Annotated in this window: 19 protein-coding genes; 14 read left to right on the top strand and 5 right to left on the bottom strand. The window is 70.5% G+C overall.

Annotated elements, in window-relative coordinates; all coding sequences use genetic code 11:
* Positions 1 to 16: 16 nt before the first annotated feature.
* From gspG to gspN, 8 genes are read left to right on the top strand one after another with little or no spacing between them, the layout of a single operon-like run.
* Positions 17 to 448 (top strand): type II secretion system major pseudopilin GspG, encoded by a 432-nt coding sequence (gene gspG, locus CAL29_RS09625; RefSeq protein WP_094852843.1) that lies wholly within the window; start codon positions 17 to 19, stop codon positions 446 to 448.
* A complete protein-coding gene (gene gspH / locus CAL29_RS09620) occupies positions 420 to 980 on the top strand; it encodes a type II secretion system minor pseudopilin GspH (RefSeq protein ID WP_094852842.1) in 561 nt (186 codons plus the stop codon). Before gspG ends, gspH begins: the two co-directional genes overlap by 29 nt.
* Positions 967 to 1,365, top strand: a complete 399-nt coding sequence (gene gspI, locus CAL29_RS09615; protein ID WP_094852841.1) for a type II secretion system minor pseudopilin GspI — start codon at positions 967 to 969, stop codon at positions 1,363 to 1,365. Before gspH ends, gspI begins: the two co-directional genes overlap by 14 nt.
* A gap of 14 nt (positions 1,366 to 1,379) precedes the next feature.
* Positions 1,380 to 2,006, top strand: coding sequence for a prepilin-type N-terminal cleavage/methylation domain-containing protein (locus CAL29_RS09610; protein WP_179283970.1), 627 nt, complete (start codon positions 1,380 to 1,382; stop codon positions 2,004 to 2,006).
* On the top strand, positions 2,003 to 2,992 hold the full coding sequence (gspK, locus tag CAL29_RS09605) for a type II secretion system minor pseudopilin GspK (protein WP_306430681.1): 990 nt from the start codon (positions 2,003 to 2,005) through the stop codon (positions 2,990 to 2,992). Before CAL29_RS09610 ends, gspK begins: the two co-directional genes overlap by 4 nt.
* Complete coding sequence (gspL, locus tag CAL29_RS09600) at positions 2,989 to 3,996, top strand: type II secretion system protein GspL (protein ID WP_094852838.1); 1,008 nt, start codon at positions 2,989 to 2,991, stop codon at positions 3,994 to 3,996. The genes gspK and gspL overlap by 4 nt, the downstream gene beginning before the upstream one ends.
* Positions 3,993 to 4,580, top strand: coding sequence for a type II secretion system protein GspM (gspM, locus tag CAL29_RS09595; RefSeq protein ID WP_094852837.1), 588 nt, complete (start codon positions 3,993 to 3,995; stop codon positions 4,578 to 4,580). Before gspL ends, gspM begins: the two co-directional genes overlap by 4 nt.
* Complete coding sequence (gene gspN, locus CAL29_RS09590) at positions 4,581 to 5,408, top strand: type II secretion system protein N (protein WP_094852836.1); 828 nt, start codon at positions 4,581 to 4,583, stop codon at positions 5,406 to 5,408. It abuts the gene before it with no gap.
* 63 nt (positions 5,409 to 5,471) lie between these two features.
* Here the strand turns inward: gspN and gspE are convergent, their stop codons facing one another.
* Both gspE and gspD read right to left on the bottom strand, forming a co-directional pair.
* Positions 5,472 to 6,905 carry a type II secretion system ATPase GspE gene (gspE, locus tag CAL29_RS09585; RefSeq protein WP_218831839.1) on the bottom strand — a complete coding sequence of 478 codons (1,434 nt, stop codon included), beginning with the start codon at positions 6,903 to 6,905 and terminating at the stop codon, positions 5,472 to 5,474.
* Positions 6,902 to 9,514, bottom strand: a complete 2,613-nt coding sequence (gene gspD, locus CAL29_RS09580) for a type II secretion system secretin GspD (RefSeq protein ID WP_094852835.1) — start codon at positions 9,512 to 9,514, stop codon at positions 6,902 to 6,904. The genes gspE and gspD overlap by 4 nt, the downstream gene beginning before the upstream one ends.
* A 130-nt stretch (positions 9,515 to 9,644) precedes the next feature.
* Here gspD and gspF point away from each other — a divergent pair, with 130 nt between their 5' ends.
* A complete protein-coding gene (gene gspF / locus CAL29_RS09575) occupies positions 9,645 to 10,865 on the top strand; it encodes a type II secretion system inner membrane protein GspF (RefSeq protein WP_094852834.1) in 1,221 nt (406 codons plus the stop codon).
* 12 nt (positions 10,866 to 10,877) lie between these two features.
* Here gspF and CAL29_RS09570 read toward each other — a convergent pair whose 3' ends face one another.
* Positions 10,878 to 12,269: an L-serine ammonia-lyase gene (locus tag CAL29_RS09570; protein ID WP_094852833.1), complete on the bottom strand. Its 1,392-nt coding sequence runs from the start codon at positions 12,267 to 12,269 to the stop codon at positions 10,878 to 10,880.
* Positions 12,270 to 12,613: 344 nt separating this feature from the next.
* Here CAL29_RS09570 and CAL29_RS09565 point away from each other — a divergent pair, with 344 nt between their 5' ends.
* A complete protein-coding gene (locus CAL29_RS09565) occupies positions 12,614 to 14,287 on the top strand; it encodes a Na/Pi cotransporter family protein (protein WP_094852832.1) in 1,674 nt (557 codons plus the stop codon).
* Between the two features lie 49 nt (positions 14,288 to 14,336).
* Here CAL29_RS09565 and CAL29_RS09560 read toward each other — a convergent pair whose 3' ends face one another.
* Together CAL29_RS09560 and polA are read right to left on the bottom strand one after the other, a co-directional pair.
* Positions 14,337 to 15,128 (bottom strand): dienelactone hydrolase family protein, encoded by a 792-nt coding sequence (locus CAL29_RS09560; RefSeq protein ID WP_094853991.1) that lies wholly within the window; start codon positions 15,126 to 15,128, stop codon positions 14,337 to 14,339.
* A gap of 295 nt (positions 15,129 to 15,423) precedes the next feature.
* A complete protein-coding gene (gene polA / locus CAL29_RS09555) occupies positions 15,424 to 18,141 on the bottom strand; it encodes a DNA polymerase I (RefSeq protein WP_094852831.1) in 2,718 nt (905 codons plus the stop codon).
* 55 nt (positions 18,142 to 18,196) lie between these two features.
* On the opposite strand from polA, the gene CAL29_RS09550 reads away from it, so the two are divergent.
* The 4 genes from CAL29_RS09550 (at position 18,197) to CAL29_RS09535 (ending at position 21,001) form a co-directional block, all read left to right on the top strand.
* Positions 18,197 to 18,823 (top strand): LOG family protein, encoded by a 627-nt coding sequence (locus tag CAL29_RS09550; RefSeq protein WP_094852830.1) that lies wholly within the window; start codon positions 18,197 to 18,199, stop codon positions 18,821 to 18,823.
* Positions 18,824 to 19,068: 245 nt separating this feature from the next.
* A complete protein-coding gene (locus CAL29_RS09545; RefSeq protein WP_094852829.1) occupies positions 19,069 to 20,007 on the top strand; it encodes an urease accessory protein UreD in 939 nt (312 codons plus the stop codon).
* Between the two features lie 31 nt (positions 20,008 to 20,038).
* On the top strand, positions 20,039 to 20,341 hold the full coding sequence (ureA, locus tag CAL29_RS09540; protein ID WP_094852828.1) for an urease subunit gamma: 303 nt from the start codon (positions 20,039 to 20,041) through the stop codon (positions 20,339 to 20,341).
* 60 nt (positions 20,342 to 20,401) lie between these two features.
* Positions 20,402 to 21,001, top strand: a complete 600-nt coding sequence (locus tag CAL29_RS09535) for a HupE/UreJ family protein (RefSeq protein ID WP_094852827.1) — start codon at positions 20,402 to 20,404, stop codon at positions 20,999 to 21,001.
* The last annotated feature ends 20 nt before the right edge of the window (positions 21,002 to 21,021 follow it).

Here is a 21,021-nt window from a genome sequence, read left to right as displayed (position 1 = left end):
AAGAACGGAGTAAGTCGTGCATCGTCGCCGCAGCGCCGCCAGGGCGCGCCAGCAAGGTTTCACCCTGATTGAAATCATGGTGGTGGTGGTCATCATGGGCATCCTCGCCGCCCTGATCGTGCCGCGCGTGCTGGACCGTCCCGACCAAGCTCGCCAGGTGGCCGCGCGCCAGGACATCGGCGGCCTGATGCAGGCGCTGAAGCTGTACCGCCTGGACAATGGCCGCTATCCGACCACGCAGCAGGGGCTGCAGGCGCTGGTGACGCGGCCCGACAACGCCGCCAACTGGCGCGCCTATCTCGACCGCCTGCCCAACGACCCCTGGGGCCATCCCTACCAGTACCTCAGCCCGGGCGTGAAGGGCGAAGTCGACGTGTTCTCCTTCGGCGCCGACGGCAAGGCCGGCGGCGAGCAGAACGATGCGGACATCGGTTCCTGGGATCTCTGAGTCCCTGCCCTCGCCGTCCCTGCCCGCGCCGGCCCGTCGCTCTTGCGCGCGGCGGCGCGAAGGCGGCTTCACGCTGATCGAGATCCTGATCGTGCTGGTGATCATCGGCATCGCCGCCGGCATGGTCGGCATTTCCGCGGTGGGCGCGCCGGACCGCCGCCTGCATGAAGACGCCGAGCGCCTGGTGCAGGCCTTCGCCGTGGCGCAAAGCGAAGCGCGCAGCGACGGCCGCCTCATCACCTGGCGCGCGTCGGCGGCCGGCTATCGATTCGAACGCCCCGGACGCCGGCCGGCGAGCACGGGCAGCGCCGACGACGAAGCGCCGCTGCCGCCCGACGACTTCCATGACGACGCCGTGCTGCGGCCCCACGCCTGGTCGGCCGGCGCCGTCGTGATCATGTCGGACGACCGCGCGGGCGGGATCGTGTTCGATACCGAATGGATGGCCGATCCCATGCAACTGACCCTCAGCGCCGGCGGCCGCAGCGTCACCGTCACGCGCGACGCCGGCGGCGCCTATGCGGTGCAATGACGCGCGCCGCGCCGCGCGGCGCCGGGAACGCGGCTTCACGCTGATCGAAGTGCTGGTGGCGCTGGCCATCATCGCCGTGGCCCTGGCCGCGGCCCTGCGCGCCACCGGCGTGCTGGCGCAGAACAACCACGCGCTGCGCGACAAGACCCTGGCCCTGGTCGCCGCCGAGAACCGAATGGCCGAATTGCGGCTGGCGCAGGCGCTGCCCGATCCCGGCAAGCAGGACACGCCCTGTCCGCAAGGGCGGCTGGACATGCTGTGCGAGTCCACCTACACCTACTCGCTGAACCGCGCCTTCCGGCAGGTGTCGGTGCGCGTGTACCTGCGCGGGCGGCCGGACATCACCCTGGCCGAACTGTCGGGCCTGCTGGCGAACGTGCGATGAACGGGCGCGGCGCGATGAATGGGCACGGTGCGGCGCGCACGCGAGCGGCCGGGGGCGGCCAGGCGGGCTTCACGCTGATCGAGGTGCTGGTGGCCATCACCTTGATGGCGCTGGTCAGCCTGCTGGCCTGGCGCGGCATCAGCCGCGTCGCCGACACCCGCGCGTGGCTGGAAAGGGATGCCGCCGACAACGCCGTCGTGGTGCGCACGCTGGGCCAGCTCGAACGCGACCTGTCCCTTTCCGAAGATGGCCGCAACGGCGACGATGCGGCCTTGCCCGGCCAGCCGCTGGCCGGCGTGGCGGTCGCGCAGGAGCCCGGCAAACCGCTGCAACTGGAGATCGTGCGCGCGGCCCCGGCCGACGACGGCGCCTGGCAGGCCGTGATCTGGCGCATCCGCGACGGCGGCCTGTGGCGCTACGTCGGCGCCGCCGGCGCGCGCTATCCCCTGCCGCCGGCGCGGGCCGGCGCCGAAGTCATGGCCAACGTCGCCACGCTGGCCGTCCGCTTCTGGATTCCGGGACAAGGCTGGGTCCCGCCGGGAACGCCCGGCGCCGGCAAGGCCAGCGGGATCGAAGTCGCCGTCGAACGCAATCGCGACGGCCAGCGCGAGCGCTATACACGCGTGGTGGTGCTGCGATGAAGATGACGAGCGTGTCGTGTTCACCTCGCGGGCAGCCACCAGGCGGCCGGCTCCGCCACGGCCGCGAACGCGGCATGGCGGTGGTCAGCGCGTTGATCGTGGTCGCCGTAGTGGCGGCGCTGACGTCCGGGCTGTTCATGCGCCAGACCGCCGCGGTGCGCCAGGTCGAAAACGAACAGTCGCGCGCCCAGGCCCGCTGGCTGCTGCTGGGCGGCCTGGACTGGGCGCGCCTGGTGGTGCGCGAAAGCCTGCGCCGCGAGGCCACCGTCCATGCCGGCCAATTGTGGACCGTCCCCGTGCAGGACACGCGACTGGAACGCCCCGGCGACGCGCGCGTGGCGGTGTTTTCCGGCTACATCGAAGACGAGCAGGGCAAATTCAATCTCTACAACGTGGCGCGCAACGGCCTCATCCTGCCCGATCAGGCGCGCATACTGCAACGCCTGCTCACGGCCCTGGGCGACCGGGACGACCTGGCGCGGACGCTGGCGCAGCGCGTGGCGCTGACGCAGCCGGCCAAGGCCGTGACCGGTCCCGACGGCGCCATCGTTTCCCAATCCGCGCCGGCGCGCGCGCCCACCCCACGCGGCCTCGACGACCTGCTCGGCGCGACGGCGCTGGCGCCCGCTTTCCGGCGCGATCTCGAACGCACGCTGACCTACCTGCCGGCCACCACCACCGTCAACGTCAACACCGCGCCGCCGGAAGTCCTCGTCGCCCTGATGCCGGACATGACGCTGGCGCAGGCGCGCGTGCTGGCGGGCGAACGCGAGCGCGGCGCGTGGTTCAACGACGCCGCCGATTTCGGCAACCGCCTGGCCGGGCTGGGCGTGGCTACCGCGCCGGCCGGCATCGGCGCCACCAGCGCCTGGTTCGCCGCCACCGGCACCGTGGTGTACGAGCGCGCGCACCTGGTCATGCGGGCATTGATCCAAAGCGGCGCCGACCAATCCACCGACATCGTCTGGAGACGGGAAATCCATTGAAGAACACCCTACGCATCGCGCTTCCCGACCTGGCCGGCTTGAGCGCCACCGCGCCCCTGGCCTATGCCTGGTTCGACCGCCAGGGGCGCTGCGCGCGCAGCGGCGAACTGGCGGCCGCGGCGCTGGCCACGGCCTTCCCGGGCGCCCGCGTCGAGGCCGTGCTGGCGCCGGCCGACGCCATCGTCGCCACCGTCCAGGTGCCCGCCGTGCCCAAGCGCGTGCTGACGGCCGCCGTGCACGGCGCCATGGAACCGCTGCTGCTGAGCGACATGGACGAGCTGGCCGTCGGCCATGGCGCGCGCGCGGCCGACGGCGCGGTGACCGTCGCCTGGGCCGAACGCGAGCCCCTGGCGCGCGCCTGGCGCCTGCTGGCCGGGGCCGGCCTGCGCGTCGACGCCCTGCTGCCGGCGCAACTGGTGCTGCCGCAAGACGATGCCGCGCCGGACCAACCGCTGACGCTGCCGGCGGATGCGCGCTGGCGCCACGACGCGCCGCGCTGGTCGCTGGCCCTGCCGGCGCTGAGTCCGCGCCAGCGCTCGCCCTGGCGCGCGCCCTTGTGGTGGACGGCGGCCGCCGCCGCGGTATGGATCCTGGGATTGAACATCCACGCCGCGCGGCTGCGCGGCGAAGCGGCTTCCCTGCATGCGCGGATGGAAGCCCAGGTGCGTGCGGCTTTTCCCGACATTCCGGTGGTGGTCGATCCGCTGCGCCAGGCCGAACAGGGCCGCAACGCGCTGCTGGCCGGACAGGGCGGCAGCAGCGCCGGCGACTTCGTGCCGCTGGCCCTGGCCACGGCCGGCGCCCTGCCCTTCGCGGCCGGCCACGCCGCCGCGCTGCGATACGCCGACGAGGCGATCACGATCACGCTCGACGACGCCGACGGCAAGGATCCCGAACAACTGGCGCAAATGCCCGCCATGGCGCAGGCCGCCTCGGCCCAGGGCCTGCACATCGAAAAACAGGACGCGCCCGCGACGTGGCGCATCACCCGGAGCCAACCATGAAGCGTCCCGATCCCGCCGCGCGCATCGCCGCCTGGTCGGCGCGCGCCCGGCAAGGCCTGCGTCCGCTCGCCGCCTGGCATGCCGCGCTGACGCCGCGCGAGCGCCGCCTGGTCAATGCCGGCGGCGCCGCGCTGCTGCTCTTTCTGGTCTTCACCATCGCCGTCGACCCGGCGTGGACCGCCATCGCGCGGGCCCGCGCCGAACTGCCCGCCCTGCGCGCGCAGGCCGCCGCCGTGGCCAGCCTCGCCGGCGAAGCGCAGCGCCTGCGCCAACGCGGCGGGCGCGCGGCGGACGCGCCGCTCGCGCAAGCGGACGTCGAGGCCAGCCTGCGCCGCGCCGGCCTCGCGCCCGAGAGCTGGCGCGCGACGCAGGAAGGCGGCGGCTCCGGCAAGCCGGCCGGGTGGCGCATCGACCTCAAGGAAGCATCCTCGTCGGCCCTCATGCGCTGGAGCGACAGCCTGGCGGCCGACCTGCGCCTGCGCGTGGCCAGCGCCGACCTGAAGCGCGCCAGCACCGAATACGGCCGGCCGATTCCGGGCAAGGTCGACGGCGTCTTGCGGCTCGCCGCCGCGACGGGCGCCTGAATGCGCCTGCTGGATTCCTGGCGCGCGCGCCGCGCCCAGCCTCGCGGGCATCGCCATGGCCTGACGCTGGCCGCCGTGCTGGTGGCCCTGGCCTCCGCCCTGGCCGTCATGCCGGCCCGCTGGCTGCCGCGCCTGCTCGACGAGCGGGGCATGGTCGCCATCGTCGACGCCTCGGGCACGATATGGGATGGCGCGGCGCTGCTGGCCCTCGGCCCGCCCGGCGCGCGCCGCACCCTGCCCCAGCCCGTGCGCTGGCGCTGGACCTGGCAAGGCATCGTCGTGCGCCATCCCTGGCTGGGCGGCGACGTCCGCCTCTCGCTTGCGTGGCGCGGGCTGGGCGTGCCCGCCTTCTCCCTGTCCGCGCAAACCCTGCGCCTGCCGGCCGACGTCCTGCCGGCGCTGGGCGCGCCCTTGAACACGCTCGCTCCCGGCGGCAACCTGGTCTTGAGCTGGCCCGACTACGAGGCGGGCGCCACGCGCGCGCCGATCCTGTGGCAGATCGAATGGCGCGACGCGTCCTCCGCCCTGTCCACGGTGCATCCCCTGGGTTCGTACCGGCTGCGGGCGACGGCGATGAGTGGCGGCGCCAACGCCGATGCCAACGCCAATGGCAAAGGCAAGGCCGGCGCCGCGAACCTGGCGTTGACCACGCTGAGCGGTCCGTTGCAGGTACAGGCGACGGGAAAATGGGACGGCCGCAAGTTCGAGCTGAACGGCGCCGCCGAACCGGCCGCGGGCAGCCCCGACGCCGTGCGCGCGGGCCTGGACGCCCTATTGTCGGCGCTGGGAAGACGCGACGGCGACCGCAGCGTCTTCGTCGTCCACTAGGGTCGTGTCCCGGAGCTTCGTGCGAACCCGAGGGCACGGCACGGACGCCAATGCGTCGATGCGTCAATGATCCCGCGTGACGCGCACGATCTCCTCCGGCGCGGTCACGCCGGCGGCGATCCATCGCTCGCCGTCCTCGCGCATCGAGCGCATTCCCGCTGACGCGGCGGCGGCCCGCAGCGCCTGCTCGTCCCGTCCCTCGTGCACCAGCCGCCGCACGTCCTCGTCCACGACGAAGAGTTCATGGATGCCCGTGCGCCCGCTGTATCCCGTGTGATTGCAATGCGCGCAGCCGACCGGCCGGTAGACCACCCGTCCCTCCTCCTCGTGCGGGGCGCGGCAATGCGTGCACAGCCGCCGCACCAATCGCTGCGCCAGCACCCCCAGCAGCGACGAGGCCAGGAGGAAAGGCTCCACCCCCATGTCGGTCAGCCGCGTCACCGCCGACACCGCGTCGTTGGTGTGCAGGGTCGCCAGCACCAGGTGCCCCGTCAACGACGCCTGCACCGCGATCTGCGCCGTCTCCAGGTCGCGGATTTCCCCGATCATGATCACGTCCGGATCCTGGCGCAGGATGGCGCGCAGGGCCAGGGCGAAGCTCATGTCGATCTTGGCGTTGACCTGGGTCTGGCTGATGCCGGGCAGGTCGTATTCGATCGGATCCTCCACGGTCAGGATATTGCTGGTGCTCGCGTCCAGGCGCCCCAGCGCCGCATACAGCGTGGTCGTCTTCCCGCTGCCGGTCGGCCCGGTCACCAGCACGATGCCGTGCGGCTGGCGGATCAGCGTATCCAGCCGCCCCAGCAATGCCGGCCCCATGCCCAGCTTCTCCAGTTGCAGGCGGCCGGCTTCCTTGTCGAGCAGGCGCAGCACCGCGCGCTCGCCATGGCCGGTCGGCAGCGTCGACACCCGCACGTCGATCGGCCGGCCGCCCACCCGCAAGGCGATGCGGCCGTCCTGCGGCAGGCGCTTCTCCGCGATGTCCAGATGCGCCATGATCTTGATGCGCGAGATCAGCGCCGCGTGCAGCGCCTTGCGCGGCGAGACCACGTCGCGCAAGGTGCCGTCGACGCGGTAGCGGACCACCGAATGCGTCTCGAAGGGCTCGATGTGGATGTCGCTGGCGCCGTCGCGCGCGGCCTGGGTGAACAGCGCGTTGATCATGCGGATCACCGGGGCGTCGTCCTGCGCTTCGAGCAGGTCGGCGATCTCGGGGATGTCCTGCATCAGGCGGTCGAGGTCGATCTCGTTCTCGGCCGCGCCCATCACGGTCGCGGCGTCGCCGGTATCGCTGTAGGTCGCCGTCAGCAAGGTTTCCAGCACGGCGTCGTCCACCGTCTCCACCGCGAGCTCGCCGTAGCGCCGGCGGATCTCCGCCAGCGCCCAGGGTGGCGTGCGCGGACTGACGGTCAGGCGCGGCGCGCCGGCGTGCGCCGCCAGCACGGCGCGCTGCGCGCGCGCCCAGGCATAAGGCAGCGGCCGCAGCGCAACGCTCATGGCTGCGTCACCAACTCCGGCTTGTAGCCCAGTTGCCTGAGCAGCGACAGCGCGGTGTCGACGCTGCGCGCGTCGCGCGGGACCTGGGAGCGCACGACGTAGCCCAGGCCGCCGGGGCCGGGCAGGCTGTAGGCGTCCAGGCCGCTCATGCGCACGCGCCCGACGATGTTGTCGGCCTGCTCGCGCGCGTCGGTCTGCGCGAATTGCAGCGTGGTCTTGGTCGAATCCGCGTCGCCGTACAGCGCGGCGGGATCGGTGGCGATGGTCACCCCGACGGGCAGGCTGGCCCGGATCACCTCGTCGGGCGGGCGCGGCGTCTCCGGCAAATGCCGCACCGCGTACGACTGCGTGACGGGCGGCGGCGTCTGCTTCATGGTCTCGGCGGCGGCGCCCGGCCGCAGGTCGTAGGCCCCCGTGGAGGCGCCGCGGACGTTGGCCGGCGGCAGGATGGGCGCGTTCATGTCCGGCAGCGCCCAATGCTCGCCGGGCTGCACGGCGCTCTGCGCGCGGCGCATGTAGTTGTAGCGGTCCAGGGTCACGCCCATGCTGTCCTGGCTGTTGCGTATCACGTGCGGACGCAGGAAGACCATCAGGTTGGTCTTCTCGCGGCTGCGCGTATCCGAACGGAACAAGGCGCCGATCAGCGGAATCGAACTCAGGCCGGGCACGCCCTCGTTGGTCGTCGACACGCTGTCCTGCAGCAGGCCGCCCAGCACGATGATCTGGCCGTCGTCGATCAGCACGCTGGTGTCGATGGCGCGCTTGTTGGTGACGATGCCGCTGGTCGACGTGGAACTGGCCGTGTCGATGGAGCTGACTTCCTGGTAGATGTCGAGCTTGACCGAACCGCCTTCGGAGATCTGCGGCCGGATGTTCAGCTTCAGGCCGACGTCCTCGCGCTCGATGGTCTGGAAGGGATTGCTGCTGGAGCCGCTGCCCGAGGTCACGTACTGGCCCGTCACGAAGGGCACGGTCTTGCCCACCATGATGCTGGCCGCCTCGTTGTCCAGGGTCATCAGGTTGGGCGTGGACAGGATATTGGCGCCGCCGTTGGTCTTCAGGGCCGTGGCCAGCACGTTCAGGTTGAGGATCTGGCCGATGCCGGGAATCGTGGTGGTGCCGCGGATCAGGCCGATGTTCAGGCCCGACGGCAAGGCGTCTATGGTGGTCGCGGCGGACGTATTGATGCCCGAGCCGCCCAGGTTGGAGCCGCCGATCACGGACGCGCCGCTGGTGCCCAGGCCGTTGGTGGCGCCGAACCACTGGATGCCGATCTGCGCGGCCTGGTCCTCGGTGACCTCGACGATCATGCTTTCCACCAGCACCTGGGCGCGGCGCTGGTCCAGCATGTCGATGACTTCGCGCAGGCTGCGGTATTGCGGCTCGGTGGCGGAGATGATGAGGGTGTTGGTGGCCGGATCGGCCTGCACCGTCGCGCCGTTGCCCGAGTACGAGACCGGCTGCATATTGTTGCTGCCGTCCACGCGCGCGATGGCTTGCTGCTGGCCCGAGCCCAGGCCGGCGTTGCTGCCCGAGGCGATGCCCGTACTGCTGTTGCCGCCCATGCCGGTCGGCGTGTAGGTGTTGCTGCCGCCGTTGTTCGACGCCGCCCCCTGCTGTCCCGCCGCGCGGTTGCCCTGCGCGCCCGCGGCGTTGCCGCCGTTGGCCCCGGGCGCGGCGCCGGCCTGGCCGGCCAGCAGTCCGCCCAGCACCGCCGCCAGGCGCACGGCCTGCGCATTGCGCAGGTACACCACGTGCAGGTTGCCGGCACTGGCCTGCTGCGTGTCGAGCTTCACGACCAGGTCGCGCGCCAGCGCCGTGCGCGCCGGGCTGCCGGCGCGGATCACCACGTTATTGGTGCGCGGGTCGGCGACGACGGCGATGCGCTGCGACGCATCGGCGCCGTTCTGCTGCGCGTCCAGCAACTGCGAGGCCAGCGCCGCCACGTCCGAGGCGATGGCGTAGCGCACGGGCACCACCGCCGTGTCGATCGAGGTCGGCACGTCGATGCTGGCGATGACGCGCGCGATGCGCTCCATGTTGTCGGCGTAGTCGGTCACCACCACCGTGTTGTTGCCGGGATAAGCGTTGACCGGATTATTGGGCGGCACCATGGGGCGCAGCACCGGCACCAGGTTGGCGGCGTTCTCGTACTTCAACGGAAACACCCGCGTGACCACCTCGCCGCCCGATGCGCGGGGCGCGGGGGCGCCGCGGCCGCGCCGGTCGAACTCCTCCACCGACATCGCGCTGCCTTGCAGCTTGGCGTCGGCCTCGGGCACCACGCGCGTCACGCCGCCCACCTCGACGATGGCGTAGCCTTGCAGGCGCAGCGCGCCGGCCAGCATGTTCATCGCGGTCTGCCGATCGACCGGCTGGTCCGACACCAGCGTCATCTTGCCCTTGACGCGCGGATCGTAGAGATAGTTGCGCCGGGTGAAGAGCGACATGGCGCGCAGCACCGCGGCGATGTCGACGTCCACGAAATTCAGCGACACCTTGTCGTCCGTATTGCGGGCGGGCTGCTGCGCGAAGACCGTCGCCGGCAATCCGGCACAGAGGGTAAGAGACAAGGCGCTGGCGGCCAGCCGTTGCAGAACGCGTCGCATGATCCATCGTGGTTTGGCTTGAAACGCGGCGAGTATACGAGGGGGCACTGCAACACTACGGTCATATTCGACCCGCAAGGTAGCGGACGCCGGACATCGCCGCGATGCCCCGAAAACCCCTCGTTTCCGCATGCCCTCCTATCGCTATACCGCCACCGACGCGCTCGGCAAGACCGTGCGCGGACTGATAGACGCCGACACCGCCCGCGGCGCCCGCAATCAACTGCGCGCGCGCGGCCTGCTGCCGCTGTCGGCCGAGCCCGCCGGCGGCGCGGCAGCGGCCGGCGCGAGCCCGGGCCGGGCCCTGTTCGGCCCCAGGCTGAACGACGGCGACCTGGCCTGGCTGACGCGCCAGTTGTCCAGCCTGCTGGCCGCCGGCCTGCCCCTGGACGCGGCTCTGGGCGCGGCGCAGGAGCAGGCCGAGCGCAAGCACGTGGCCGAAGTGCTGGCGGGCGTGCGCGCCGACGTGCGCGCCGGCCATCGCCTGGCGCAGGCCCTGGCCGCGCGGCCGCGCGATTTTCCCGAGATCTACCGCGCGCTGGTGACGGCCGGCGAGGAGTCCGGCGAGCTGGCCACGGTCATGGACAAGCTGGCGGTCTATATCGAAGACCGCAATGCGCTGCGCAGCAAGATCCTCACCGCCTTCATTTATCCGGGCGTGGTCGGCTGCGTGTCGGTGGCGATCGTGATTTTCCTGCTGGGCTACGTGGTGCCGCAGGTCGTGTCGGCCTTCAGCCAGACCCACCAGCAACTGCCTTTCCTGACGCGCGCCATGCTGGCCTTGAGCGACTACGTGCGGCAGTGGGGCTGGCTGACGGGCCTGGCCATCGCCGCCCTGCTGTTCGCCTGGCGCCGCGCGCTGCGCGTGCCGGCCGCGCGCCTGGCCTGGCACGCGCGCGTCCTGCGCCTGCCGCTGGCCGGCCGCTTCGTGCTGGGCGTCAACGTGGCGCGCTTCGCCTCGACCCTGGCGATCCTCACCGGCAGCGGCGTGCCGCTGCTGCGCGCGCTCGACGCCGCGCGCCGGACCCTGGGCAACGACCGGCTGCGCGACGCCGTCGACGACGCCACCGCGCGCGTGCGCGAAGGCGCCACGCTGGCGTCCTCGCTGCAGGCGCAGCGCGTCTTCCCTTCCCTGCTGGTGCACCTGACCGCCAGCGGCGAGAAGACCGGCACGCTGCCGCAGATGCTGGAGCGCGCCTCGTCCACGCTGGCGCGCGAACTGGAGCGCCGCGCCATGGCGATGACGGCCTTGCTGGAACCGGCCATGATCCTGCTGATGGGGGGCTTCGTGCTGATGATCGTGCTGGCGGTGATGATGCCCATCCTGGAGATCAACCAGCTCGTGCGCTGAACGCCGCGGCGCTCAGCACTCGACGATGTTCACCGCCAGGCCGCCGCGCGCCGTTTCCTTGTACTTGGTCTTCATGTCCGCGCCGGTCTCGCGCATGGTCTTGATGACGGAATCCAGCGACACGTAGTGGTGCCCGTCGCCGCGCAGCGCCATGCGGGCGGCGTTCACCGCCTTCACCGAGGCCATGGCGTTGCGCTCGATACAGGGAATCTGCACCAGGCCGCCCACCGGATCGCAGGTCAGCCCGAGGTTGTGCTCCATGCCGATCTCGGCCGCGTTCTCCACCTGGGAAACGTTGCCCCCGAACACGGCGGCCAGCGCGCCGGCCGCCATCGAACAGGCCACGCCCACCTCTCCCTGGCAGCCCACTTCGGCGCCAGAGATCGAGGCGTTGTACTTGTACAGCAGGCCGATGGCCGCCGCCGTCAGCAGGAAGGCATGCACGCCCTCGCGGCTGGCGCCCGGCACGAAGCGGTCGTAGTAGTGCAGCACCGCGGGAATGATGCCGGCCGCGCCGTTGGTCGGCGCGGTGACGACGCGGCCGCCCGCGGCGTTTTCCTCGTTGACGGCCATGGCGTAGAGATTGACCCAGTCCATCACGGACAGCGGATCGGACAAGGCGCGCTCGGCGCGCTGCGTCAGGTGGCGATAGAGTTCGGGGGCGCGCCGCCGCACGCGCAGGGGGCCGGGCAGTTCGCCGTCGGCCTCCGGGCGCCCGATGCCGCAGCCGCGCGCCACGCAATCCTGCATCACGCGCCAGATATCGTCCAGGCCCGCCCGCACCTCCTCCTCCGTGCGCCACGTCTGTTCGTTGCGCAGCATCAGCTCGGCGATGGACAGGCCGGCGTCCTCGGCCATGCGCAGCAGTTCGCGGCCCGTGCGGAAGGGATAGGGCAATTGGTCGTGCGCGGCGATCACCTGGCTGTTCGACGCCCCGGCCGTCACCACGAAGCCGCCGCCCACCGACAGGTAGCGCGCTTCGCGCAGGCTCGCGCCCTGGGCGTCGTAGGCGTGGAACTTCATGCCGTTGGGGTGCTCGGCCATCGCCTCGCGTCGGTAGAACAACAGGTGTTCCTTCTCGGCGAAGGGCACGGCATGCTCGCCCAGCAGCAGCAGGCGCCGGTCGGCCCGCACCTGCTGGATGAGGCCGGAGATGGCGTCGGGGTCGACCGTATCGGGCGCCATGCCCATGAGGCCCAGCAACACGCCCTTGTCGGTGCCGTGGCCCTTGCCCGTCGCGCCCAGGGAGCCATAGAGCTCGGCGCGCACGGCGGCCACCGCCGGCAGCAGGCCGTCGCGTTTCAGCCCCGAGGCGAACAACAAGGCGGCCCGCATCGGGCCCACCGTATGCGAACTGGACGGGCCTATGCCGATCTTGAACAGGTCGAAAACAGAAACGGCCAAGATAACTCCATGTTCCGTGGGAGCGGCGCCTGCGCGGTCGTCGGCCCGGACCGGGCGCCGGCAAGACAATAAGGATTGGCCGCCATGTGTCGCCATGCCCACACATCATATACCTTGCATCCGGGCCGGAATGCCTCTGATGGATCGGCCTCTACCCAGGGAGGCGGCATGGAAGAAAAAGCCCCGTTATGGCCGGCATAAATATTTTTATGAGAACGTTTTCATTTTGCGTTCGACCCGACGCGACTTCTCATGCGATGATGCGGGCGTCCCTTCGTATTCCGAACCGTCATGGCCGCGCGCGTCCCGCGCTCCCCGGGCGGTTCCACCATTGCTACCTGTCCATGTCCGGAATCATCACGCTACTCGACTTCGCCGGTTATGTCGCCCTGCTGCTGTGGGGGGTGCACATGGTCCAGACCGGCGTCCAGCGTGCCTTCGGCGCGGCCCTGGGGGTGGTGCTGGGACGGGCGCTGGGCACGCGGCTGCGCGCCTTCTGCGCCGGCCTGGCCATCACCGCCGCGTTGCAAAGCAGCACGGCCACCGGCCTGATGATCACCGGCTTCGCGGCCGGCGGCGTGGTGGCGCTGGTGCCGGCGCTGGCCGCCATGCTGGGCGCCAACGTCGGCACCACCCTGATCGTGCAGTTGCTGTCCTTCGACCTCACCGCGCTGGCGCCCATCCTGATCCTCGCCGGCGTCTGGATGTTCCGCCGCTACCCGCCGGGACGCACGCGCGACCTGGGCCGCGTCTTCATCGGCCTGGGCCTGCTGCTGATGTCCCTGCATGCCCTGGTCGAGCTCTTCACGCCTTTCCAGACCGCGCCGCTGCTGCGCACCATCCTGGCGGCCCTGGCCACCCAGCCCGTGGCCGCCATGCTGCTGGCCGCGGCGCTGACCTGGGCCGCCCATTCCAGCGTGGCCGTGGTGGTGTTGATCATGTCCATGGCCACCCACCACCTGGTGACCGGCCCGGCCGCCTTCGCCATGGTGCTGGGCGCCAACCTGGGCACCGCCGTCAATCCCATCATCGAAGGCGTCACCGGCGACGATCCCGCGGCGCGCCGCCTGCCGCTGGGCAATCTGCTGACCCGCCTGGCCGGCGTCGTCGCGGGGCTGCTGGTGCTGCCCTGGGTCGAGCCCTGGATGAACGCGCTGTCGCAAGACCCGGCGCGGGCGGTCGCGAATTTCCACACGCTGTTCAACGCCGTCATCGCGCTGGTCTTCCTGCCCTTCCTCACGCCCTACGGCGCGCTGCTGACGCGCTGGCTGCCCAAGCGCGCCGATCCCGACGATCCCTCGCGCCCGCACTACCTGGACGAGGCGGCGCACGACGTACCGGCCGTGGCGCTGGGCAACGCCTCGCGCGAGGCGCTGCGCATGGCCGACATGCTGCAGACCCTGCTGCTGCTGGCGCGGGCCGGCTTCAAGCGCGACAACCGCCACCGGCTGATCCAGGCGCGCCAACTGGACGGCGCGCTGGACAAGCTGGAAACGGCCATCACGCTGTACCTGGCCACGCTGGACCGCGAGAACATGACCAGCGAGGACACGCAGCGCATGGAGGAAATCCTGGCCTTCGCCAGCAATATCGGGCATGCCGGCGACGCCGCCTACCACGGCCTGCTGTCGCACGCGAACAAGCTGCGCAAGCAGGGCTGGACGCTGTCGCCGGAACAGCGCCAGGAGCTGGACGAGGTGCTGGGCCAGTTGCTGGGCAACGAGCGGCGCACGGCCGCGCTCTTCGTCAATGCGGACGTGCGCCAGGCGCGCGCCTTGGCGGGCGAAAAGGAAAGGCTGCGCGCGCTGGAAATCCGCGCCTCCGAAGCCCATCTGGAGAAGATCAAGTCCGGCCAGGTGGAAGCCGCCGAAGTCGGCCAGCTCTACCTGGACATCCTGCGCGACGTGAAGGCCGTCAACTCGCACCTGGTCGGCGCGGCGGCCTATCCGGTGTTGGCCAAGGAAGGCGAACTGCTGCCGAACCGGCTGCGCGAAAGCGTGAACGAAACCACGAATTGAGCGGCTAGCGTGGTGTCCCGGAAGTGCGAATTCCCGGGACACCACACTACTAGTTCAGGTATTGCGCGAACCAGTCCACCATACGCTTCCAGCCGTCCTTGGCGTCCGCATCGCGATAGCTGGGACGGTAGTCGGCGAAGAACGCATGGCCGGCGTCGGGATAGACCACGAATCTGGACGCCTTGGCCTGGGCATTGCCCTGCGCCAGCTTGGCCTTGACCTGCTCGATGGTGTCCAGCGGAATGCTCTCGTCCTTGGCGCCGTACAGGCCCAGCACCGGGCCATGCACCTTGTCGGCGACGTCGACGACGAACTGCTTGATCAGCGGGCCGTGGCCCGTCGCCAGCTTGCCGTACCAGGCCACGCCGGCCTTCACGTCGGGGCTGTGCGCGGCATACATCCAGGTGATGCGTCCGCCCCAGCAGAAACCGGTGACCCCGACGCGCTTGGGATCGCCGCCGTTCTGGGCGGCCCAGGCCACGCTGGCGTCCAGGTCGGACATGACCTGCTCGTCGGGCACCTTGGAGACGATTTCGGCGACCAGCTTGGGAATGTCGGTATAGGACGCGGCGTCGCCCTGGCGTTCGTACAGATTGACGCCGATGGCGAAGTAGCCTTCCTTGGCGATGCGGCGGCAGACGTCCTGGATATGCTCGTGCAGGCCGAAGATTTCCTGCACCACCAGCACGATGGGCAGGCCGGTCTTGCCCTCGGGCAAGGCGTAATAGGCTTGCACCGTGCCGTCCTTGACGGGCAGGTCGATCAGGCCATGCGTCAGGCCTTGCGGGCTGGTGTGGATGACCGTGGATTGCACGGTACCGGCGGCGGGAGCGAAACTCATGGCGGATTCCTTGTCGTGGGTGGAGATGTCCCGCGCCATGCGCGCCGGCCGTTGCCGCTCGCCGCGCGCGCCGGAAACTTCCCGGTCAAGGCACGCATGAGGGCGACGTCCTGGCGGCCCGGCGGCGTGACAGCGCGATAGCGCGGGCGGGGGAAACTCCGATTATGCCTGCCCCCGGCTGACCCGCAACTGGCGCGCGGGCGGCCCGCCCGGCCGCGCTGCTCTGCACTGCACTGCGCCAGGCACCCGGCCCGGCACCCGGCGCGCCCCGCCCGCTATCCTCGCCCCCAGGCCGTCAATGCGCCTGTTCCCAGTTCTTGCCCATCCCCACTTCCGCCACCAGGGGAACGCGCAGCGTGGCCACGCCGCACATCAGCGCGGGCAGGCGTTCGCGCACGCGTTCGAGCTCCTCGTCGGGGACCTCCAGCACCAGTTCATCGTGCACCTGCATGATGATGCGGCTGTCCAGCCGGTCCGCGTCTATCCAGCCCTGCACCGCCACCATCGCCATCTTGATGAGGTCGGCGGCCGTGCCCTGCATGGGCGCGTTGATGGCCGCGCGCTCGGCCGCCTGGCGGCGCGGCCCGGAGCCGCCGTTGATTTCCGGCAGCCAGAGGCGACGGCCGAACACCGTTTCGACATAGCCTTGCTGGCGCGCCAGCACGCGCGTGGACTCCATGTACTGCGCCACGCCCGGATAACGGGCGAAATAGCGGTCGATATAGGCCTGCGCCGCGTCGCGCGTGATGCCCAGGTTGGACGCCAGGCCGAACACGCCCATGCCGTAGATCAGGCCGAAATTGATGGCCTTGGCCGCGCGCCGCTGCTCGGCGGCCACCTCCGCCAGCGGCACGCCGAACACTTCCGAGGCGGTGGCGCGGTGGATGTCCTCGCCCGCCGCGAAGGCGCGCTGCAGATTGGCGTCGTCGGACACGTGGGCCATGATGCGCAGCTCGATCTGCGAATAGTCCGCCGACACCAGCACGCCGCGCTGCGGCACGAAGGCTTCGCGCACGCGGCGGCCTTCGGCCGTGCGCACGGGAATGTTCTGGAGATTGGGCTCGGACGAGGCCAGCCGGCCGGTAATCACCGCGGCCTGGGCGTAATGCGTGTGCACGCGGCCGGTGGCCGGGTTGATCATGCGCGGCAGCTTGTCCGTGTACGTGGACTTCAGCTTGGCCAGGCCCCGGTATTGCAGCAATACCTGCGGCAGCGGATAGTCCTGCGCCAGCTTGGTCAGCACTTCCTCGTCGGTGGACGGCACGCCGCTGGCGGTCTTGCGCACCACCGGCAACTGCATGCGGCCGAACAGGATTTCGCCGAGCTGCTTGGGCGAATTGAGGTTGAAGGGCTGGCCCGCCAGCTCGTAGGCGCGCGCCTCCAGCGCCAGCATCTCCTGCCCCAGGGCGTGGCTCTGGCGGCCCAGCTCCTCGGCATCGACGCGCACGCCGGTGCGCTCCATCCCCAGCAGCACCTCGGCCACCTGCAATTCCAGCTTGTAGATGAAATCCAGGCCGCGGTCGGCGCCGACGCGCGGCCGCAGCAGGCCGTGCATCTGGATGGTGAAATCGGCGTCCTCGGCCGCGTAGAAGGCCGCCTTCTCCACCGGCACTTCGTCGAAGCAGATCTGGTTGACTCCCTTGCCGCACAATTCCTCGTACGTCACGCCCTTGCGGCCGAGCCAGCGCTGAGCCAGGTCGGCCAGGCTGACGCCGCGATGCGACTCCAGCACGTAGGCCTGCAACATGGTGTCCTCGCGCACGCCGGCCAGGCGCACGCCCTCGTTGGCGAAGACGTGCGCGTCGTACTTGGCGTTGTGCAGCAGCTTGCCGGCCTGCGCGTTCTCCAGCCAGGGCCGCAGCCGCGCCAGCACCTCGTCCTTGGGCAGTTGCTCGCCGGCCTCGGGACCGCGGTGCGCCACGGGGATATAGCAGGCGACGCCAGGCGTCACGCTCAGGGATATGCCCACCAGGCGCGCCTGCATTTCGTCCAGCGAGGTGGTTTCCGTATCCAGCGCCACCAGCGGCGCATCCTGGATCAGCGCCAGCCAGCGCTCGAAGGCGGCCCAGTCCGTGACCAGTTGGTAATCGGTTTCGGCCGGCGGCGCGGGGGCATCCTCGATCACGCGGGCGTCGCCGGTGGGAATGCGCTCGCTTTCCCCGCTGATCTCGCGCAGCCAGGAGCGGAAGCCGTAGCGCTCGTACAGCTCCAGCAGGACCTCCTTGTCTTCCTCCCGCGGCAGCAGTTGCTCGGGCGCGATGATCTCGCCGCCCAGGTCGCAATCCCGCTTGACCGACAGCAGTTGGCGCGTCATCGGGAAATTGGGGATGGCCGTGCGCAGGTTGTTGCCCGCCACGCCCTTGACGCTGTCCGCCGCCTCGACCAGCTTGTCGATGCTGCCGTGCTCGGTCAGCCACTTCACGGCGGTCTTGGGACCGACCTTGGCGACCCCCGGCACGTTGTCGACGGTGTCGCCGATCAGCATCAGGTAGTCGACGATGCGTTCCGGCGGCACGCCGAACTTCCTGACCACGCCGGCCGGGTCCAGCACCTCGCCGCTCATGGTGTTGACCAGGGTCACGTGATCGTCGACCAGTTGCGCGAGATCCTTGTCGCCGGTGGACACCACGGTATTCAGGCCGTGCTCGGTGGCGATGCGGGCCAGGGTGCCGATGACGTCGTCGGCCTCCACGCCCTCCACGGCGAACACCGGCCAGCCGAGCGCGCGGACCGCCTTGTGGATGGGCTCGATCTGCGCCGCCAGGTCTTCCGGCATGGGCGGCCGGTGCGACTTGTATTCAGGATAGATATCGTCACGAAAAGTCTTGCCTTTCGCGTCGAAAATGCAGGCGGCGTACTCTGCCTTATGATCTTGGACCAGCTTGCGCAACATATTGATCACGCCATACAGCGCGCCGGTAGGCTCGCCCTGCGCGTTACGCAAGTCCGGCATGGCATGATAGGCACGGTATAAATAGCTGGAACCGTCAACCAATAACAGGGTTTTATTCATGTTGAAAGTGGCAGATGGCAAGGAGACTCCTGCCGGTACGCAAATACCGGTGATTATGTCAGAGTTGCATAACGCGGCCGAAAAGCTGGGCAATATCGGTCCCGCGGTCAGTGTATTCGGCAGCGCCCGGATCAGCCGGGAATCGCCGTTCTACGAAAAAGCGCGCGCCGTCGCCGACGCCCTGGCGCAGGCGGGCTTCGCGGTCATCGCCGGCGGCGGGCCGGGCATCATGGAAGCCGCCAACAAGGGGGCCTTCGAGGCCAAGGGCACCAGCGTCGGCCTGAACATCAAGCTGCCGCACGAGGCCAGCAACAACGAATACCAAACCATCGGACTGGACTTCGAATACTTCTTCTCGCGCAAGGCGACCTTCTTCATGCACAGCTTCGCCTACGTCGCCCTGCCGGGCGGCTTCGGCACGCTGGACGAGCTGTTCGAGGCGCTGACGCTGGTGCAGACCGGCAAGGTGCCGCCGGCGCCCATCATATTGATGGGCAGCGAGTACTGGCACGGCCTGGTCCAGTGGCTGGCGAAGACGGTGTTCGGCAACGGCATGATAGGCCGGCGCGACCTGGACCTGTTCATCATCGAGGACGACCCCGTCAAGGTGGTGCAGCACATCGTCGACTTCCATACGGAGCTGTTGTCGCAGGAGCGTTACAAGCCGTCGCTGCCGGCGTAAGGCGGCGGACGGGGGCCGGGGGGTCGGGAGACCCGGCGCACCATCCCGGGGCATTTCATGCTCTTGCGCACCATATCGGGTAATTTTCCGCCCCATTTTGCAGCAAGACGTGAAATGAACGCCGCCATGCCCCGGGTCGGTGCGTGCCCTGATATGGCACACATTTTGCATGGGGTCGGTTGACGCGCCGCATAGACGCGTCCCCGATTTCCAACCGGCGGCGCGCCGCCCTTCCGTCCCACCGCATGAACGGCTTTCTCCCCTTGCCCGGCACGCCCCACACCGGCGGCTGGCGCGCTTCGCTGGCCCTGGGCCTGGCGCGGCGCGGTCCGCGCACGGTGCTCGCCAGGCGCGCGCATCGCGGGCCGTTGAACGTCCAGAAGCCGCTCTATCCCGAGCCCGACCCGGCCATCTGCCACCTCACCCTGCTGCACCCGCCGGGCGGAGTGGCCGGCGGCGATCGCCTGGACCTGGACCTGGCGCTGGAGGCCGGCGCCCACGCGGTGTTCACGACGCCCGGCGCGACCAAGTGGTACAAGGCCAGCCCCGCCTATCCCGCCCACCAGCACGTCCGCATCACGCTGGCGCCCGGCGCGCGGCTGGACTGGCTGCCGCTGGAAAACATCTATTTCGACCACAGCGAGGCGCGCCAGAGCCTGGAGCTGCGGCTGGCCGAGAACGCCACCGCCATCGGCTGGGATGCCGCCCTGCTGGGCCGCCAGGCCTCCGGCGAAACCTGGCGCGCGGGTTCGCTGCGCACCCTCACCCGGCTGCGCGACGCCGCCGGCCGGCTCCTGTGGACCGAACGCCAGGTCCTGGACGCGGATGCCGCGCTGCGCGGCGCGCCGCAAGGACTGGGCGGCCTGCCGGCCTACGGCACGCTGTGGGCCGTCGCGCCCGCCTGCGACAGCGCGCTGGCGGAAGCGTGGGCGGCCAGCCTGCCCGCGTGGCCAGGGCCGGGCGCCCGGCCGGCTTCGGCCTCGGAAGCGGGCTCGCAGTCGGACTCCCTACCCGCCCCGCGGCTGCACGCCGGCATCACCAGCCCGGCGCCGGGCCTGCTGCTGGTGCGCGCCGTCGCCGAGAACATCGAACCCATACGCCTGCTCTTCAACGATCTATGGCTGCGCCTGCGCCCGCTGGTGCACGGCGTGCCCGGCCGGCCGCTGCGGCTGTGGGCCACGTAATCCAGACCTCTCCCCGATCCCAGGAATCCCCATGAAGCTCACGCCCCGAGAAAAAGACAAGCTGCTGATCTTCACCGCCGCCCTGCTGGCCGAACGGCGCAAGGCGCGCGGCCTGAAGCTCAATTACCCCGAGGCCGTCGCCTACATCAGCGCCGCGCTGATGGAAGGCGCGCGCGACGGCCGCGGCGTGGCCGAACTGATGGACTACGGCACCACTCTGCTGACCCGCGACGACGTCATGGAGGGCGTGCCCGAAATGATTCCCGACGTCCAGATCGAGGCCACCTTTCCCGACGGCACCAAGCTGGTCACCGTGCACCACCCGATTCCCTAGCCAAGCCCGCGCCCTCCCCCCACGCGCCGCCCCCAACACATCCCTGAAGAAAGGACTCCCATGAACCGCTCCCGAATCGCCCGCGCCGCCGCCTTGCTCGCCCTGCTGGCCGCCGGCGCCGCCCAGGCCCATCCCGGCCACGAGCACGTCGCCGAAGCCGCCGGCTGGGCCGCCAGCGCCACCGAAGGTTTCCTGCATCCGCTCACCGGCGCCGATCACCTGTGCGCCATGACCGTCCTGGGCGTGTGGAGCGCCATGACCAGCCGCCGCGTCTGGCTGGCGCCGCTGTCTTTCGCTTCGGTGCTGCTGCTCGGCGCCCTGCTGGGGCTGGCGCGCGTGCCGCTGCCGGCGGTGGAGCCGATGATCGCCGTCTCCCTGCTGGTGCTGGGCCTGCTCACCGCCACGCGAGCGCGCCTGCCCGAAGTGGCCGGCGCGGTGGTGGCCGGCGTCTTCGCGCTGTTCCACGGCCATGCGCACGGCTACGAGCTGCCGGAAACCGCCATTGCCTTGCCGTATATCGGCGGCTTCATGGTGGCGACCGTGGCCCTGCACTGCCTGGGCATCGCCGGCGGCCTGGCCCTGCGCCGGGGCAGCGCCTGGCTGCCGCGCGTCGCGGGCCTGGGCGTGGCGGCCTACGGCGTGCTGTTGCTCGCGGCCTGAGCCCGATCGAAGATCCATAG

The sequence above is a fragment of the Bordetella genomosp. 10 genome (assembly GCF_002261225.1).
GTDB lineage: Bacteria > Pseudomonadota > Gammaproteobacteria > Burkholderiales > Burkholderiaceae_B > Bordetella_C.
Note: the sequence above shows the minus strand (reverse complement) of the source record. Positions and strands in the feature narration are given on the sequence as shown.

What these genes read in the sequence shown, in the direction of transcription:
- gspH (WP_094852842.1), top strand. Translation starts at nt 420, where the DNA reads ATGCGGACATCGGTTCCTGGGATCTCTGAGTCCCTGCCCTCGCCGTCC.
- gspI (WP_094852841.1), top strand. Translation starts at nt 967, where the DNA reads ATGCGGTGCAATGACGCGCGCCGCGCCGCGCGGCGCCGGGAACGCGGC.
- CAL29_RS09610 (WP_179283970.1), top strand. Translation starts at nt 1,380, where the DNA reads ATGAATGGGCACGGTGCGGCGCGCACGCGAGCGGCCGGGGGCGGCCAG.
- gspK (WP_306430681.1), top strand. Translation starts at nt 2,003, where the DNA reads ATGAAGATGACGAGCGTGTCGTGTTCACCTCGCGGGCAGCCACCAGGC.
- gspM (WP_094852837.1), top strand. Translation starts at nt 3,993, where the DNA reads ATGAAGCGTCCCGATCCCGCCGCGCGCATCGCCGCCTGGTCGGCGCGC.
- gspN (WP_094852836.1), top strand. Translation starts at nt 4,581, where the DNA reads ATGCGCCTGCTGGATTCCTGGCGCGCGCGCCGCGCCCAGCCTCGCGGG.
- gspE (WP_218831839.1), bottom strand. Translation starts at nt 6,905, where the DNA reads ATGAGCGTTGCGCTGCGGCCGCTGCCTTATGCCTGGGCGCGCGCGCAG.
- gspD (WP_094852835.1), bottom strand. Translation starts at nt 9,514, where the DNA reads ATGCGACGCGTTCTGCAACGGCTGGCCGCCAGCGCCTTGTCTCTTACC.
- gspF (WP_094852834.1), top strand. Translation starts at nt 9,645, where the DNA reads ATGCCCTCCTATCGCTATACCGCCACCGACGCGCTCGGCAAGACCGTG.
- CAL29_RS09565 (WP_094852832.1), top strand. Translation starts at nt 12,614, where the DNA reads ATGTCCGGAATCATCACGCTACTCGACTTCGCCGGTTATGTCGCCCTG.
- CAL29_RS09560 (WP_094853991.1), bottom strand. Translation starts at nt 15,128, where the DNA reads ATGAGTTTCGCTCCCGCCGCCGGTACCGTGCAATCCACGGTCATCCAC.
- polA (WP_094852831.1), bottom strand. Translation starts at nt 18,141, where the DNA reads ATGAATAAAACCCTGTTATTGGTTGACGGTTCCAGCTATTTATACCGT.
- CAL29_RS09550 (WP_094852830.1), top strand. Translation starts at nt 18,197, where the DNA reads ATGTCAGAGTTGCATAACGCGGCCGAAAAGCTGGGCAATATCGGTCCC.
- CAL29_RS09545 (WP_094852829.1), top strand. Translation starts at nt 19,069, where the DNA reads ATGAACGGCTTTCTCCCCTTGCCCGGCACGCCCCACACCGGCGGCTGG.
- ureA (WP_094852828.1), top strand. Translation starts at nt 20,039, where the DNA reads ATGAAGCTCACGCCCCGAGAAAAAGACAAGCTGCTGATCTTCACCGCC.
- CAL29_RS09535 (WP_094852827.1), top strand. Translation starts at nt 20,402, where the DNA reads ATGAACCGCTCCCGAATCGCCCGCGCCGCCGCCTTGCTCGCCCTGCTG.